Source organism: Serratia sp. BIGb0163 (assembly GCF_024809935.1).
In the GTDB taxonomy this organism is placed as follows: Bacteria; Pseudomonadota; Gammaproteobacteria; order Enterobacterales; family Enterobacteriaceae; genus Serratia; species Serratia quinivorans.
On record NZ_JANUDZ010000005.1, the window covers coordinates 318,273 to 334,053 of the forward strand.

The window sequence follows — 15,781 nt, forward strand, 5'->3', positions numbered from 1 at the left end:
GTGTTATGTCGACCAGCATTACCATGATTGTCCCGGTGAAAAACACCGTACCCGGCATCAGCAACGTTTTTAGCGCCCCCGGTAACCAAGGGCAGTTGCTGATGGCCAAGCCGGTCAACCAGCAGCCGGAAGGCGGCAAGATGAAAGAAGCCAGGGAGGCTGAGGGTAACGATCAGATGAACGTGGCCGACAGCAGCGCTTCAGCGCGTATCAAGTCGCTGAACAAGCAAATCCAGGGGCTGCAACAGAAACTGGCAGACCTGAAAGACTCGGACGCCGATCCCAAAGAAATTGAAAAACAGAAACAGCTGATTCAAGCGCAGATCAAAATGCTGCAGGCCGAGATCGCGCGCATTCAGAAAGAAGAGATGGAAAAACAGCAGGCAGAGCAAACGGCTAAAGCTGCCGCTAGTATCGCGCCGGCCAAGGGCGATGGCATCAACCGCCCCACCGCGCACAACGCTGTGGATGTGTATATTTGACAGGCTTTTTACACTGATAAATCACTTGATTGAGCCTGCCATATCAGGCTCATCACCGTCATTTATAAGTACAATACCGAGTTGATCCGCCTCCTCGTCAATCACTTCCAGCACGGTGTCCGAATCAATAATCACTTCAGATTCGACGATGACATCCAACTGATCCCCCTTAATCCGATCGCCAAACAGCATTAAGGCACTGTCGCCATGCTGCTTGGATGACCATTTCAACCCATGTGCTGCGGGATGAGCCGCATGAATTGCAGAGGCATATTCCTGAGTATAAATATACTGATCGGCAGTCGAGTCCAGGAGCTGAGCTCTATTGACGCCCATTTTTTTCATGGTCTTAGGATTGAGATCGACCAGATTTAAATCAACTTTTGGCGCAATAACCGAATGTGCCAACCCTTGAAGATTGCCCATATCATAAGCCACCCCGTCAGTATGTTCCGGGAGGTCATGAAATAGGGTTTCCATCACCGCAACTCCGGTACTGACACCACCATAAATCGTGGGAACTCGTCGCCTCAGGCTGTCGTACACAGGGCTAAATCTGGCACTTCCCCGCGTTCCAGGATTGAACTGTATGGCGGTATAGCAGATAGAATGTACGCGATAAATATGTTGTCCTGCCGGCCAGGTGAAAAAGTTTACCTGCAGATCGCTAATTGGCGGCGGGATCCGACGTTCAACGTCATTTTCGCCCTTACTGTCATCCATGAGTTCCCCTCAACGTTTCCTCTCTGGCCGCAAGCAACACCTGTTCCGGCGCGCTGATCAACATGTCTTTGGGCTTACGGCCACCCAACCAGCTATTGTCAGCCCCAAACCAGGTGGCCAGCCCCCATGATGTTTTCCTTTCACCAAACATCAGGATTATTTTTTTAATGATCGGCAGCGGGCGATACCCTTCATCCAAAGCATATTCCGGATAAAAATCCTTCCCCTGCAACTGAATGGCAAAAATTTTACCTGATGATTTCCAACGATGCGGGCCCGCGCTAGGATTTGCTGATGTAAAACCCGTTTTTTGCGACAAATCATGCGCTGTTAACCACACCGAATCTTCTATGATGGCGGCATTGTGCTTCGCCAAGCGTTCCGCATGACGACGTTGACGTTCAGTTTTTTCATCTTGGCGGGTTCTTGCTTGAACAGTCGGCGTTTTATCTTTCGCCACTGTTGTTAATTTGGCTGTTTTATCGGTGCTATTCTCCGCTTTTCGGGGCGTTAGAGAAGATGATGTATCATCTGCACAGCCAGAGAATGCCGTCGCCAGGGAAGTAATAGCCGCTTTCATCGCCGCTTTGATGGCGTCAGCAAAATGCGGAATATGTCCTGTTAAATCGCCAAGCTCTACCACCAAATACTCAGCATTTGATTTGGTTTCAAGCTTGCGAAGCTCAGCCCCGCTAATCGTCTGAATGTTCAATGACGTTTGTACTTCGTGACGTGTCCGCTGTTTAATGACCATATTACCGCCTGAATATCGTGATATCGCTTATATTCGTTATAGTACGCCGATTAACTCGACCGTCAATGCTGTTCAATAAACAGGCTACCGCGCACAACGCCGTGGATGTGTATATTTGACTCAGTAATCTGCCTGCCGCTGACGCTGTTGTTGCAGCAAGGCCGCCTGCTGCCCCACCACCTGCCAGATGACCTCTGCTGCCGGTGTCAGCGAGCGGTTTTTACGCCGTACCAGCATCAGCGCACGGTTGATTTCCGGCACCAGTCGGCGAACCTTCAATTGGCCACCCTCCGGTAAGGGTAAGGCCAGCGCGGGGAAAATACTGATGCCGATACCCGCCGCCACCATAGGAAACAGCGTGGCCGGGTGGCCAATCTCCTGCACTACCGTCGCTTCCACCCCTTGTTGGCGCAGCGCGCTGTCAATCAGTGGCCGACTACCTGAAGCATAATCCTGCAACACCAAACGGCTGCCGTTCAGCGCTGACCAGCGCACTTCAGGCAGTTCGGCAAACGGATGATCGTTGCGGCACAACAACAGGAAAGGTTCGTGCAGGATCGGTTCACAGTCCAGATCCAACGCCTGCACCGGATCGACCACGATGCCAAAATCGACCTCGGCGTTGCGAATGCTGTGCAGCACCTGCTGTTGCGCCTGGTCACGCAGCATGATGCGGATATCCGGATACTGCTTTTCCCCGGCGGCAATGCACTGCGGCATCAGGTGCGCGGAGATGGTCTGGCTCGATGCCACCCGCACCGTACCACTGCGTAGCACGCCAAAGCTGCGCGCATCCAACAATGACGACTGCAACTCATCCAGTAAACGTTCAACCCGGTTGGCCAGCCGTTGCCCGGCGTCGGTCAGCAGCACTTCACGGGTGGTGCGATCGAGCAGGCGAACGCCGACCTCCGCCTCCAGCTCTTTCACGCTGTGGCTGACCGCCGACTGCGTCAGCCCAATGGCCTCGCCCGCCCGGCTGAAACTGCGGTGCCGGGCAATAGCGACAAAGACTTTGAGTTGTTTAAGCGAGTAATTCATGTTTTTTATTCATATATGAATTAAATAAATCAATTTAATTATTATATCCGGTCGCGCGACAATGGGCGCATTGATTTTTCTTCGAGTACGCCGCCATGAGATTTTTGCCCGATCGCTTTACCCTGACGCTGATCGCCACCGTGCTGCTGGCTTCGTTTCTGCCGGCGCGCGGCGAGTTCGTCGGCTGGCTGAACGCGCTGACCATCGCCGCCATCGCCCTGCTGTTCTTTATGCACGGTGCCAAGCTGTCGCGCGAAGCCATTCTGGCCGGCAGCAATAACTGGCGGCTGCACCTGTGGGTGATGTTCAGCACCTTTATTATTTTCCCGACGCTTGGCGTGCTGTTTAAATGGTGGTCGCCGGTCAACGTCAGCCCCGAGCTGTATTCCGGCTTTATCTACCTGTGCATTCTGCCCGCCACCGTGCAGTCGGCCATCGCCTTTACTTCGCTGGCGGGCGGCAACGTGGCCGCTGCGGTGTGCAGCGCTTCGGCTTCAAGCCTGCTGGGGATTTTCGTCTCGCCACTGCTGGTGGGGCTATTGATGAATGTGCACGGGGAAACCGGCAGCCTGCAACAGGTAGGCTCCATCGTGCTGCAACTGCTGGTGCCGTTTGTCGCCGGTCATCTGTCACGACCGTTGATCGGCAAATGGATTGAACGCAACCGCAAGCTGATCGGCAAGACCGACCAGACCTCAATTCTGCTGGTGGTGTATGCCGCCTTTAGCGAAGCGGTGACGCATGGCATCTGGCATCAGGTCGGCATCGGTTCGCTGGTATTTATTGTGGTGGGAAGCCTGGTGCTTTTGACAATTGTGCTGGTGGTGAACACTTATATGGCTCGCTGGCTGGGCTTTAGCAAAGCCGACGAAATCACCATCGTGTTCTGCGGTTCGAAGAAAAGCCTGGCGAACGGTATCCCGATGGCCAATATCCTGTTTCCGGCCTCAACCGTGGGAATTATGGTGCTGCCGCTGATGGTGTTCCATCAGGTGCAACTGATGACCTGCGCGGTATTGGCACGACGCTATCAGAAAAAACAGCAGGAACAACAGGCGGCGCCCAACGTGGAAACCGCGCGAGGATAGGAAAATGGGTGCGGCGGATACCGCACCCGGCAACTCAACTTTTCTTCAGCGGCTTGACCAGGTGGTCGAGCCCTTCAATTTTAATCGCCAACGTCATTTCCATCAGCATACCAAGCTTGCCCTGGGGAAACTCCCCCTTACGGGCAAACCACAACAGGTATTCTTCGGGCAGGTCAATCAGCACCCGCCCCTGATACTTGCCGAATGGCATTACCGTATTGGCAATTTCCAACAGATTCTCTTTTTCCATCAGGCCCCCAGCAGGCGGATCATTTCCGCTTCGTCGATGACCTCAATGCCCAGTTCCTGCGCCTTCACCAGTTTGGAACCGGCGGCTTCACCTGCAATCACCAGATCGGTTTTCTTCGATACGCTGCCACTGACCTTGGCGCCCAGCGCCGTCAGACGATCTTTGGCCTCGTCACGTGATAGCTGGCTCAACGAGCCGGTCAGCACCACGGTTTTTCCGGCAAACGGGCTGTCGATCTCTTCCGCTACTATCACCACCGGGGCCGGCCAGTTAATACCGATTTCGTCGCTGACCAGTTCCTGGATCACCTGTTGGTTGAGCTCTTCGTCAAGGAAATGACGCGTGTGCTTCGCCACGATTTCACCGACCTCGGGCACTTCTTTCAACGCCTCGATATCAGCGGCTAACAGTTTATCCAGCGTACCGAAGTGTGCAGCCAGATTGGCCGCTGTGGCTTCGCCGACTTCACGGATGCCAAGCGCATACAGGAAACGGGCAAAGGTGGTCTGCTTGGATTTTTCCAGCGCGTTGACCAGATTCTGCGCCGATTTCGGCCCCATGCGATCCAGCCCGGTCAGAATGCCGGCGGACAGACGGAACAGATCGGCCGGATTCTTCACGTACTCTTTTTCCACCAACTGCTCGATGATTTTGTCACCCATGCCGTCGACGTCCAACGCCCGACGGGAAACAAAGTGCTTCAGCGCTTCTTTGCGTTGTGCAGCGCAGATCAGCCCGCCGGTGCAACGTGCCACCGCTTCGCCTTCCACTCTCTCAACGTCGGAACCGCATACCGGACAATGCTGCGGGAACAAAATTTCACGCGCGTCCGCTGGACGACGTTCGGCTATCACCCCCACCACCTGTGGGATCACGTCGCCGGCACGGCGCACAATCACCGTATCACCGATGCGCAGGCCCAAACGTTCAATTTCATCGGCGTTATGCAGCGTGGCGTTGCTGACGATCACCCCGGCAACCAGCACGGGCTCCAGTCTTGCCACCGGCGTGATCGCACCGGTACGGCCAACCTGGAATTCCACCTCGCGCACCTGGGTAATTTGTTCCTGCGCCGGAAATTTGAATGCCGTCGCCCAGCGTGGCGCTCGCGCCACAAAGCCCAGCGTTTCCTGCAGGTCGATATCGTCAATTTTTACTACCACGCCGTCGATATCAAACCCGAGTTGCGTGCGGTCCTGCTCCACCTGGCGGTAGAACGCCAGCACTTCGTCGCTGCCGGTACAACGTTTGGCGCGATCGCTGACCGGTAACCCCCAGTCTTTGAACTGCATCAGGCGCTGCCAGTGGCTACGAGGCAATTCGCCGCCTTCCAGCAGGCCAACGCCATAACAGAAAAAGGTCAGTGGGCGTTTGGCGGTAATACGCGGGTCGAGCTGACGAATCGAACCGGCGGCGGCGTTACGCGGATTGGCGAAGATCTTGCCGTCCTTGCGACGCGCCTCTTCGTTCATCTGCTCGAAACCGGCCTGCGGCATAAACACTTCGCCGCGCACTTCCAGCCAGCGTGGGATATTGTCACCGGTCAGTCGCAGTGGAATGGCGCGGATGGTGCGCACGTTAGAGGTAATGTTTTCACCGGTGGTGCCGTCGCCACGGGTAGCCGCGCGAACCAGTTCGCCATCTTCGTACAGCAGGCTGACCGCCAGACCGTCCAGCTTCAGCTCGCAGCAGAAGGTCAGCGGATCGCTGCTCTTCAGGCGATCCTGCACTCGTTTGTAGAATGCCAGGAAGCTTTCTTCGTCGAAAACGTTGTCCAGTGACAACATAGGCACTTCATGACGCACCTGATCGAACGCCGCCAGCGGGGCGGCACCCACGCGCTGGGTCGGAGAATCGGCGGTGATCAGCTCCGGATGTGCGCTTTCCAGGGCACGCAGTTCACCCATCAGGCGATCGTATTCCGCATCCGGTACTTCCGGCGCGTCCAGCACATGGTATTGATATTCGTGATGGCGCAGTGAGGTTCGTAGTTGATTGATTTGTTGGATTATCGATTCCATGGCTCACCATCAAAGATAAAAAACCCCCGGCAGGCGGGGGCTTTGTTGTTACGGATGTTCAGTGCGCGTGGCCGTCGGTCAGGCGTTGTTTTCCAACACTTCACGAAGGCGCGCTTTGTAGGTTTCCAGCTTCTGCGGGGTCATCATGCGGCGCTCATCGTCCAGCACCACACCGCCCACATCGTCGGCGATTCGCTGTGCCGACTGCAGCATCAGCTTGAAGTTCTGATTAGCGTCGCCATAAGACGGCACCATCATGAACATCGACACGCCCGGCGTAGAGAAATCGGACATCATCTCAGGATCAAAGGACCCTGGCTTAACCATATTCGCCAGGCTGAACAGCACAGGACCGCTGCCCGCAGGGCTGATATGGCGATGGAAGATACCCATTTCACCAAACTGGAAGCCCGCCTGCAGCACGCTCTGCAGCAGAATTTCGCCGCCGATCACGCCACCCTGATGTGCGGTAACGTGCAGCACCAGTACGGTTTCTTTCAGTTTTGCCGGTTTGATGGCAGCTGGAGCAGGCTGAGGCTCGTGCGCCACCGCTGGTTTCACTTCCGGCTGCGGCTGATGAGCAGGTTCGGCATGGAATGCCGGTTCCGCTGCAGGTGCCACAGGCGGGAGATCGTCAACGCGCGGTTCACGGCGCGGCGCAGGCTGCTGCGGCTCGTCGTCTTCTTCCTGCGCGTAGTTGTCCAACAGGATGTCATCATAATCCGGCCGCTGAGACAGCGGTGGCGGAGTCTGATGGGCAGCCGGTTGAACGGCACGCGGTGCTGGCTCAGCCGCCGGAGCGGGCTTGGGCGCAACCACGGGTTCTTCGCGAGCGGCATCGAAATGACCAAAGGACGGCTCGTCTTCCGGGTGAGCGGAGCGTACACGCACCTCCCCCACACCTTCATCGAGTTCGTCGATCGGGGATTGTTCACGTTCCTTTTTGGAACGTTTGGCTGGGCGATCGCGAAAAAGCGATGAGCGTTCCTTACGACTGGTCCAAAGACCGTGCAATAACAACGCTATTATGGCGATCGCGCCAACAACGATTAATATCAGACGCAAATCCTGCATCATTGCTATCTCTGTTGTTCCAATACATTGCCACCGCGGCAAACATTCACTCTTTAACTCTATTTGCCCGAGCACACAAGTGCAAGTCCGTGCTGAACTTTATGCCAATAAAGATGATTATACTGCCTTTTTTTGCTGTTTTTTCAGCCAATGTCACCCTAGCCAGTAGAAAATCATCCCGATATGATAGCTAAGCCTGTTCAGACAAAGAGATAACTTAAGATATGTCCTATACGCAGTCACCTTCTCACTCCACCAGCGGCCTGCATTATTTTGCCGAAGGCTGGCGCCTGATTTCGCGCCCGGGGATTAAACGCTATGTCGTATTGCCGTTACTGGTCAACGTACTGCTGATGGGGTCCGCCTTCTGGTGGCTGTTCAGCCAGCTCGGCGATTGGATCCCCAGCATGATGAGCCATGTGCCCACCTGGCTGCAGTGGCTTAGCTATTTGCTGTGGCCACTGGCGGTCATTTCCGTACTGCTGGTGTTCAGCTATCTGTTCAGCACCATTACCAACCTGATTGCCGCCCCCTTCTGCGGCCTGCTGGCCGAACACCTCGAGGGCAGCCTGACCGGCAAGCCGCTGCCGGACACCGGTATCTTTGGCATTGTGAAAGATTTGCCGCGCATTATGGCGCGTGAATGGCGCAAGTTGGCCTACTACCTGCCGCGCGCGCTACTGCTGCTGATACTCTATTTCATTCCGGGTATTGGCCAGACGGTGGCACCGGTGTTGTGGTTCCTGTTCAGCGCCTGGATGTTGGCCATCCAGTATTGCGACTATCCGTTCGATAACCACAAGGTAAGCTTCGCCGATATGCGCCGCGCACTGCGCCAGCATAAGACCGACAATCTGCAGTTTGGCGCGATGGTCAGCCTGTTCACCATGATCCCGATCCTCAATCTGGTGATCCTGCCGGTCGCGGTTTGCGGTGCCACGGCGATGTGGGTTGATCGTTATCGCCCACAATTCGTTCGTTCCTGAGCCGTTTTATCGGCCACATTACGATTAATTCTTCGACAGGGCGCGCAATTTGCGCCCTTATCCTTGTGCTTAAAACTTATTTCCTAATAACATATAGATATACCAATTCTTTACTTCCCTGCCGGTACTGTTAGCGTATGCTTTCGACGTTCCCCACATTTTTCATAGAGTTAAAGGACGGGCTATGAGCAAGATATATGAAGACAACTCATTAACGATCGGCCATACGCCGCTGGTTCGTCTGAACCGTATCGGCAACGGACGCATTCTGGCCAAGGTTGAATCACGCAACCCGAGCTTTAGCGTCAAGTGCCGCATCGGTGCCAATATGATTTGGGACGCAGAAAAACGCGGCGTCCTGGTCGCCGGCAAAGAACTGGTGGAGCCAACCAGCGGCAACACTGGTATCGCACTGGCGTTCGTCGCCGCCGCACGCGGCTATAAGCTGACGCTGACCATGCCGGAAACCATGAGCATCGAACGCCGCAAACTGCTCAAGGCGCTGGGCGCCAACCTGGTGCTGACCGAAGGCGCTAAAGGCATGAAAGGCGCGATCGCCAAGGCGGAAGAAATTGTCGCCACCGATCCCAACCGCTACCTCATCCTGCAGCAATTCAGCAACCCGGCCAACCCGGCGATCCACGAACAAACCACCGGCCCGGAAATCTGGGAAGATACCGATGGCGAAGTTGACGTTTTCATCTCTGGCGTCGGTACCGGCGGTACGCTGACCGGTGTCAGCCGCTATATCAAGAACACCAAAGGCAAGGCAATTACCACCGTGGCGGTCGAACCTACCGACTCACCGGTGATCACCCAGGCGCTGAATGGTGAAGAAATCAAACCGGGCCCGCACAAGATTCAGGGCATCGGCGCAGGTTTTATCCCTGGCAACCTGGATCTCGACCTGGTTGATCGCGTCGAGCAAATCACCAACGACGAAGCCATCAGCATGGCACGCCGCCTGATGGACGAAGAAGGGATTCTGGCAGGCATTTCCTCCGGGGCTGCCGTAGCCGCAGCGGTGAAACTGGCTGAAGAATCAGAGTTCGCCGACAAAACCATCGTGGTGATATTACCTTCCTCCGGCGAGCGCTATTTGAGCACCGCCTTGTTCGCCGATTTGTTCACCGAACAAGAATTGCAACAGTAGTGCCAGCCGCGCACTAATCGCTAAAAAAGCACCTTACGGGGTGCTTTTTTGTGGACTGGATCAAAGTTTATAGCAGTCGAAGATTGATTTTACCCGCCAGCTTTAGTATTTAACGGTGCATTATTTCGATGCGCGAAATTAATCACCCTCCATTCGTTGTTTAGGCTGAATCGATTTACTCGTTTGTCGCGGATGCGGTAAACACGGCATAATGGAGAGCGGATTTAAACGACGGAAGAAGCCGGTTTTTTTGATCTGAAGTGCCAAACTCGTCGTTTTCTGTTGCATCAATGCTCGCCCCTGTACCATAGTCAGGCGCTAACCAGACAAGCTAAAGTCATACCCTTGGGCTAAACTTTAGCTCCACAACACACCAATAAGTTGGGGAAACATCAATGTTCCAGCAAGAAGTTACTATTACCGCTCCGAATGGTCTGCACACTCGCCCTGCCGCTCAGTTCGTGAAAGAAGCCAAAGGCTTCACGTCTGACATCACCGTGACTTCTAACGGTAAAAGCGCCAGCGCCAAAAGCCTGTTCAAACTGCAAACTCTGGGGCTGACTCAAGGGACCGTAGTGACCATCTCCGCTGAAGGTGAAGACGAGCAGAAAGCCGTTGAACACTTGGTAAAACTGATGGCAGAGCTTGAGTAATCGGCCCGTCTTCTTAGTTAACACCAGTCAAGAGTAAGGTAGGGTTATGATTTCAGGCATTTTAGTATCACCGGGTATCGCTTTTGGTAAGGCTCTCCTACTGAAAGAAGATGAAATTGTCATCAACCGGAAGAAAATCTCTGCAGACGCTGTAGAGCAGGAAGTCCAACGTTTTCTTGATGGCCGCGCCAAGGCATCCGTGCAGTTGGAAGCGATCAAGACCAAAGCTGGCGAAACCTTCGGCGAAGAGAAAGAAGCTATCTTCGAAGGCCATATCATGCTGTTGGAAGACGAAGAGCTTGAGCAGGAAATCATAGCCCTAATCAAAGACGATCTGGCTTCTGCGGACGCGGCTGCCTACACCATCATCGAAGGCCAGGCGAAAGCGCTGGAAGAACTCGACGATGAGTACCTGAAAGAGCGTGCGGCCGACGTGCGTGACATCGGTAAACGCCTGCTGCAGAACATTCTGGGCCTGGCAATCGTCGATCTGAGCTCAATCCAGGACGAAGTGATCCTGGTTGCTACCGATTTGACCCCGTCTGAGACCGCGCAGTTGAACCTGGACAAGGTTCTGGGCTTCATCACCGATCTCGGCGGCCGTACTTCACACACCTCCATCATGGCGCGCTCCCTGGAATTGCCGGCAATCGTGGGCACCAGCGACGTGACCAAGCAGGTGAAGAATGACGATTACCTGATTCTGGACGCGGTTAACAATAAAATTTACGTTAACCCAACCGCTGACGTTATCGATCAGTTGAAAGCCGAACAGAACCAGTACGTGACCGAGAAAAACGATCTGGCCAAGCTGAAAGACCTGCCGGCGATTACGCTGGACGGTCATCAGGTTGAAGTCTGTGCCAACATCGGCACCGTGCGCGACGTCGCAGGTGCAGAGCGCAACGGCGCTGAAGGTGTCGGCCTGTATCGTACCGAATTCCTGTTCATGGACCGCGACTCACTGCCGACCGAAGACGAGCAGTTCCAGGCCTATAAAGCCGTTGCGGAAGCCGTGGGCTCACAGGCAGTAATCGTACGCACCATGGACATCGGCGGCGACAAAGACCTGCCGTACATGAACCTGCCGAAAGAAGAGAACCCGTTCCTCGGCTGGCGCGCCATCCGTATCGCCATGGATCGCAGAGAAATCCTGCACGCCCAGCTGCGTGCCATCCTGCGCGCCTCCGCGTTCGGTAAATTGCGCATCATGTTCCCGATGATCATTTCGGTAGAAGAAGTTCGCGATCTGAAAGGCGAAATCGAGACGCTGAAAGCGCAATTGCGTGAAGAAGCCAAGGCGTTTGACGAAACAATTGAAGTGGGCGTGATGGTGGAAACACCGGCCGCGGCGGTGATTGCTCATCACCTGGCGAAAGAAGTCGACTTCTTTAGTATTGGGACAAACGATCTAACCCAGTATACTCTGGCGGTAGATCGCGGCAACGAGCTGATTTCTCATCTCTATAACCCGATGTCCCCATCAGTGCTTGGCCTGATCAAACAGGTTATTGATGCATCTCATGCAGAAGGCAAGTGGACCGGTATGTGCGGTGAACTGGCTGGCGATGAGCGTGCTACACTGTTGTTATTGGGCATGGGGCTGGATGAGTTCAGCATGAGTGCGATTTCAATCCCGCGCATCAAGAAAATTATACGTAATACTAATTTCGAAGATGTGAAGGCGTTGGCAGCGCAAGCCTTGGCACAGCCAACGGCGCAAGATCTGATGAATTGCGTGAATAAATTCATCGAAGAAAAGACGCTCTGCTAAACTTCCACGACACTGGAACGCCGCCCAATTTAATGCTTAGGAGAAGATCATGGGTTTGTTCGATAAATTGAAATCTCTGGTTTCTGATGACAAGAAAGACACGGGCACTATCGAGATCGTAGCTCCACTTTCTGGCGAAATCGTTAATATCGAAGATGTACCTGACGTAGTATTCGCTGAAAAAATCGTTGGCGACGGTATTGCCATCAAACCAACGGGCAACAAAATGGTTGCTCCGGTTGACGGCACCATCGGTAAAATTTTCGAAACCAACCATGCTTTCTCTATCGAATCCGACAGCGGCATCGAGCTGTTTGTCCACTTCGGTATCGACACCGTTGAACTCAAAGGCGAAGGCTTCAAACGCATCGCTGAAGAAGGCCAACGCGTCAAGAAAGGTGATGTGGTTATAGAGTTCAATCTGGCCCTGCTGGAAGAGAAAGCCAAGTCTATCCTGACGCCGGTGGTTATCTCCAACATGGACGAGATCAAAGAACTGATCAAACTGACCGGTAACGTCACGGTTGGTGAGACCCCGATCATCCGCATCAAGAAGTAATAGCGGATGAACGCAAGAACGGCGCCCTCGGCGCCGTTTTTTTATGTCTGTCATTCAAGCCAATCGCAACGGCAATTAACTCCAGCGTGGAATTCGCAGGGTAATCACCAGCCCTTCCCTTTCGCCGTTACGCGCCTCAACCTGGCCACCGTGCGCCAGGACCACCTTGCGGGTGATCGCCAGGCCCAGCCCGTAGCCCTTGCCTGACATTGCCGATTTCACCCTGACGAACGGATCAAAAATGCTGGAAATTTTTGACTCTTCCACACCCGGCCCCTGATCGCTGACCTCAATCTGGAACAACTGCTCGATACGCGTCAGCACCACCGTCACCCGCTGCCCGTGGCTGGAGAAACGCAACGCATTACGCACGATATTATCCACCGCACGCCGCATCAGTTCGGCATTGCCTTTGACGGTGTAATCCACGTCCGAGCTGGCCTGCAGCACGATGTCTACGCCGGGTATCTGTGCTTCGTAGCGCGCATCGCTCACCACCGCATCCACCAGCCCGTACAGGTCGAAATACTCTTCATCCGGCAGGCTGTTGCTCTCGGCACGCGACAGCGCCAACAGTTCGCCGATCATTTTATCCAGCCGCCCCGCTTCGTGCTCAATGCGCTGCAGCGAATTCTCTACGTTACCCGCATTCTGCCGCGCCAGGCCAATCGCCAATTGCAAGCGGGCCAGCGGCGAACGCAGTTCGTGCGAAACGTCATGCAGCAACTGCTCGCGGGCGCTGACTAACAGCTCCAGCCTTTCCGCCATGCTGTCAAAGTCACGTGCCACCTCAGAAAGCTCGTCATGCCGCCGACGCATCGCCGGGAACAGGCGCACCGACAAGTCGCCCTGTGCCACGCGATCAAAACCATCACGCAGTTTGCGCATCGGCCGGGTCAGGTTCCAGGCCAGTACCGCACTGAACAACAGCCCGGCTAACCCGCCCACCCAAATCATTGGTTCGGGAATATTGAAAAAATGCGAGCGTTTTTTGGGGCGATACTCGTCCCGCAGGCTGCGCATGTCATAACTCAGCAAATAGCCCTTGCCGCCCTCACCTGCCACCCATATGGTAATTGCTTTCGGCATCCGACGGCCTTCAAACGCCGGCTCCTCAGTTACCGGTGCCGGTGGCTGAGCCAGCGGGGTCACGGAAAGCAAGCGCCGGTCATCATCCGACCAGTCTTTCAGCATCGCGTCCAACGCCGGTATCCCTCCGCTGCGCAGCTGCGTGGCGGCCGACGTCAGTTGCAGCCCAATCACCCGTCGGGCCATCGAACTTTCCGGCGGTTCGTAGCGATCGCCATACAAGGAAAAAGCGACCCACAACGCCTGGGTCATGATGATAAAGGTCAGCCAGAAGCCGAGCAGGATTTTCCAGAACAGTCTTCCACGCATAGGCATTATCGGATGCGATAGCCGATGCTGCGCACCGTCTCAATGCTGAGCGCGTTGTCCGTCAACGCCCCCAGCTTCTGGCGGATATTGCTGATATGCACGTCGACGCTGCGGTCATAGGCTTCTCGTGGGCGGCCTAAACCTTTTTCTGACAGCTCGTCTTTTGATACCACCCGCTCCGGCGCGCGCAGCAGTAACTCCAACAGGTTGAATTCGGAAGCAGTCAGATCAAACGCCTTGCCGCGCCATTCACTGCTGCGGGTCGACGGGTTAAGGGTCAGTTCGCCGAAATTAATCGCAATCTCATCGTCCACCTCATCCGGACGCTCGTCGAAGCGGCGCAGTACCGCACGCAGGCGCGCCACCAGTTCGCGGGGATAGCACGGCTTGGGCATATAGTCGTCGGCGCCCATTTCCAGACCGATAACCCGATCGATGTTATCGCCCTTGGCCGTCAGCATGATGATCGGCATGCGGCTTTTTTTACGCACGTCGCGCAGCACGTCGATGCCGCTCATGTCCGGCAGCATGATGTCGAGGATCATTGCGGTGTAATCACCTGAAAGCGCGCCTTCCACCCCGGCCTTGCCGGTCAGCACCAGCGTGGCGTTAAAGCCTTCGCCGGTCAGGTATTCGCTCAGCATGGTGCCAAGTTCGAGGTCATCATCGACCAATAAAATTTTCATGCCTTGCTCCTTCGCGGATTTTCGTCATTTTCACGCCTATTTGTCTGCTTCGCAGCCGGTTTTACTCAATCCTTACATATTCCTGAACGCCAGTTAACCACAGCCCGGCCGACGGCGCGTTAAAGAAGAGATATTGGGGGGATGATTTCTTCCCGGCGAAACGCGCCGCCGGGATGGATCTGATACAGGCGTTGAAAAGGGGATAACCCTTAAGCAAAAACACCGGTGGAGAGATAACGATCGCCGCGATCGCAGATGATAGCCACGATCACGCTGCCCGGATTGGCCGCCGCAATCTGTAGCGCACCGGCTACTGCCCCGCCGGAGCTGACGCCGCAGAATATACCTTCGCGCTGCGCCAACTGACGCATGGTCTGTTCAGCGTCGGTTTGCTCAATGTCCAGCACCTGATCCACCAGGTCCGGCCGGAAGATCCCCGGCATATAAGCCGGTGCCCAGCGACGAATGCCGGGAATACTGCTGCCTTCTGCCGGCTGCAGGCCGATAATCTGCACCTGCGGGTTTTGGCTCTTCAGGTAGCCTCCCACTCCGGTAATGGTGCCGGTGGTGCCCATGCTGGAAACGAAATGGGTCACCCGTTGATGGCTCTGCTGCCAGATTTCCGGACCGGTGGTGGTGAAGTGGGCGTAAGGGTTGTCCAGATTATTGAACTGATCCAGCACCTTGCCCCGTCCCTGATTTTGCATTTCCAGCGCCAGATCGCGCGCGCCTTCCATTCCCACTTCGCGGCTGACCAGGATCAACTCTGCGCCATAGGCACGCATCGCCGCCTGACGTTCCAGGCTCATGTTTTCCGGCATCAGCAGGGTCATCGAATAGCCCTTGAGCGCCGCTATCATCGCCAGTGCAATGCCGGTGTTGCCGCTGGTGGCCTCGATCAACCGATCGCCGGGCTTTATCTCACCGCGCAGCTCCGCCTGCTGGATCATCGCCAGCGCGGCGCGATCCTTTACCGAACCCGCCGGGTTATTGCCTTCCAGTTTGAGCCAAACCTCGCTGCCCAGGCCTGCAGCCAGTCGTTGTAATTTTACCAGCGGGGTATTACCGATGCATTGTTCAAGCGTTGTCACGATCTTTGCCTGTGTTGAAGTGCGAAAAGTAAAAAGGCAACCCCAGGG

The 15,781-nt window shown here is 55.2% G+C and carries 16 protein-coding genes; 7 read left to right on the top strand and 9 right to left on the bottom strand.

The genetic code is table 11. The features are described 5' to 3' along the window. Positions 1–5 precede the first annotated feature (5 nt). Positions 6–482, top strand: a complete 477-nt coding sequence (locus M2406_RS18695) for a FlxA-like family protein (protein ID WP_012146151.1) — start codon at positions 6–8, stop codon at positions 480–482. Between the two features lie 21 nt (positions 483–503). Here the strand turns inward: M2406_RS18695 and M2406_RS18700 are convergent, their stop codons facing one another. The 3 genes from M2406_RS18700 to M2406_RS18710 all read right to left on the bottom strand — a co-directional run bounded on the left by M2406_RS18700 (position 504) and on the right by M2406_RS18710 (position 3,000). Then, positions 504–1,205 carry an RES family NAD+ phosphorylase gene (locus M2406_RS18700; RefSeq protein WP_017893579.1) on the bottom strand — a complete coding sequence of 234 codons (702 nt, stop codon included), beginning with the start codon at positions 1,203–1,205 and terminating at the stop codon, positions 504–506. Beyond that, the gene (locus M2406_RS18705) at positions 1,198–1,959 is read right to left on the bottom strand and encodes a hypothetical protein (protein WP_017893580.1); all 762 of its coding nucleotides are present in this window, start codon (positions 1,957–1,959) and stop codon (positions 1,198–1,200) included. Before M2406_RS18705 ends, M2406_RS18700 begins: the two co-directional genes overlap by 8 nt. A 120-nt stretch (positions 1,960–2,079) precedes the next feature. Then, positions 2,080–3,000, bottom strand: coding sequence for a LysR family transcriptional regulator (locus tag M2406_RS18710; RefSeq protein WP_259191000.1), 921 nt, complete (start codon positions 2,998–3,000; stop codon positions 2,080–2,082). A 95-nt stretch (positions 3,001–3,095) separates the two neighbouring features. Between M2406_RS18710 and M2406_RS18715 the strand changes: the two genes are divergently transcribed. Beyond that, the gene (locus M2406_RS18715; RefSeq protein WP_115184115.1) at positions 3,096–4,088 is read left to right on the top strand and encodes a bile acid:sodium symporter family protein; all 993 of its coding nucleotides are present in this window, start codon (positions 3,096–3,098) and stop codon (positions 4,086–4,088) included. A 34-nt stretch (positions 4,089–4,122) separates the two neighbouring features. Here M2406_RS18715 and M2406_RS18720 read toward each other — a convergent pair whose 3' ends face one another. The 3 genes from M2406_RS18720 to zipA all read right to left on the bottom strand — a co-directional run bounded on the left by M2406_RS18720 (position 4,123) and on the right by zipA (position 7,436). Next, complete coding sequence (locus M2406_RS18720) at positions 4,123–4,338, bottom strand: DUF3820 family protein (RefSeq protein WP_012146156.1); 216 nt, start codon at positions 4,336–4,338, stop codon at positions 4,123–4,125. After that, positions 4,338–6,359, bottom strand: coding sequence for an NAD-dependent DNA ligase LigA (gene ligA / locus M2406_RS18725; protein WP_259191001.1), 2,022 nt, complete (start codon positions 6,357–6,359; stop codon positions 4,338–4,340). The genes M2406_RS18720 and ligA overlap by 1 nt, the downstream gene beginning before the upstream one ends. 78 nt (positions 6,360–6,437) lie before the next feature. Beyond that, positions 6,438–7,436 (bottom strand): cell division protein ZipA, encoded by a 999-nt coding sequence (gene zipA, locus M2406_RS18730; protein WP_012146158.1) that lies wholly within the window; start codon positions 7,434–7,436, stop codon positions 6,438–6,440. A 221-nt stretch (positions 7,437–7,657) separates the two neighbouring features. Between zipA and cysZ the strand changes: the two genes are divergently transcribed. The 5 genes from cysZ (at position 7,658) to crr (ending at position 12,558) form a co-directional block, all read left to right on the top strand. Beyond that, positions 7,658–8,419 (top strand): sulfate transporter CysZ, encoded by a 762-nt coding sequence (gene cysZ, locus M2406_RS18735; protein ID WP_135345096.1) that lies wholly within the window; start codon positions 7,658–7,660, stop codon positions 8,417–8,419. Between the two features lie 184 nt (positions 8,420–8,603). Then, complete coding sequence (gene cysK, locus M2406_RS18740; protein WP_259191002.1) at positions 8,604–9,572, top strand: cysteine synthase A; 969 nt, start codon at positions 8,604–8,606, stop codon at positions 9,570–9,572. 395 nt (positions 9,573–9,967) lie between these two features. Next, a complete protein-coding gene (gene ptsH / locus M2406_RS18745; protein WP_004936458.1) occupies positions 9,968–10,225 on the top strand; it encodes a phosphocarrier protein Hpr in 258 nt (85 codons plus the stop codon). A 46-nt stretch (positions 10,226–10,271) separates the two neighbouring features. Further along, the gene (ptsI, locus tag M2406_RS18750) at positions 10,272–11,999 is read left to right on the top strand and encodes a phosphoenolpyruvate-protein phosphotransferase PtsI (protein WP_012146161.1); all 1,728 of its coding nucleotides are present in this window, start codon (positions 10,272–10,274) and stop codon (positions 11,997–11,999) included. A gap of 49 nt (positions 12,000–12,048) precedes the next feature. Next, a complete protein-coding gene (crr, locus tag M2406_RS18755; RefSeq protein ID WP_012146162.1) occupies positions 12,049–12,558 on the top strand; it encodes a PTS glucose transporter subunit IIA in 510 nt (169 codons plus the stop codon). Positions 12,559–12,633: 75 nt separating this feature from the next. On the opposite strand, the gene M2406_RS18760 is transcribed toward crr, so the two are convergent. The 3 genes from M2406_RS18760 to cysM all read right to left on the bottom strand — a co-directional run bounded on the left by M2406_RS18760 (position 12,634) and on the right by cysM (position 15,733). After that, positions 12,634–13,956, bottom strand: coding sequence for an ATP-binding protein (locus M2406_RS18760; protein WP_259191003.1), 1,323 nt, complete (start codon positions 13,954–13,956; stop codon positions 12,634–12,636). 5 nt (positions 13,957–13,961) lie between these two features. Next, positions 13,962–14,642, bottom strand: coding sequence for a response regulator transcription factor (locus M2406_RS18765; RefSeq protein WP_012146164.1), 681 nt, complete (start codon positions 14,640–14,642; stop codon positions 13,962–13,964). Positions 14,643–14,851: 209 nt separating this feature from the next. Then, on the bottom strand, positions 14,852–15,733 hold the full coding sequence (gene cysM, locus M2406_RS18770; RefSeq protein ID WP_259191004.1) for a cysteine synthase CysM: 882 nt from the start codon (positions 15,731–15,733) through the stop codon (positions 14,852–14,854). Positions 15,734–15,781 lie beyond the last annotated feature (48 nt).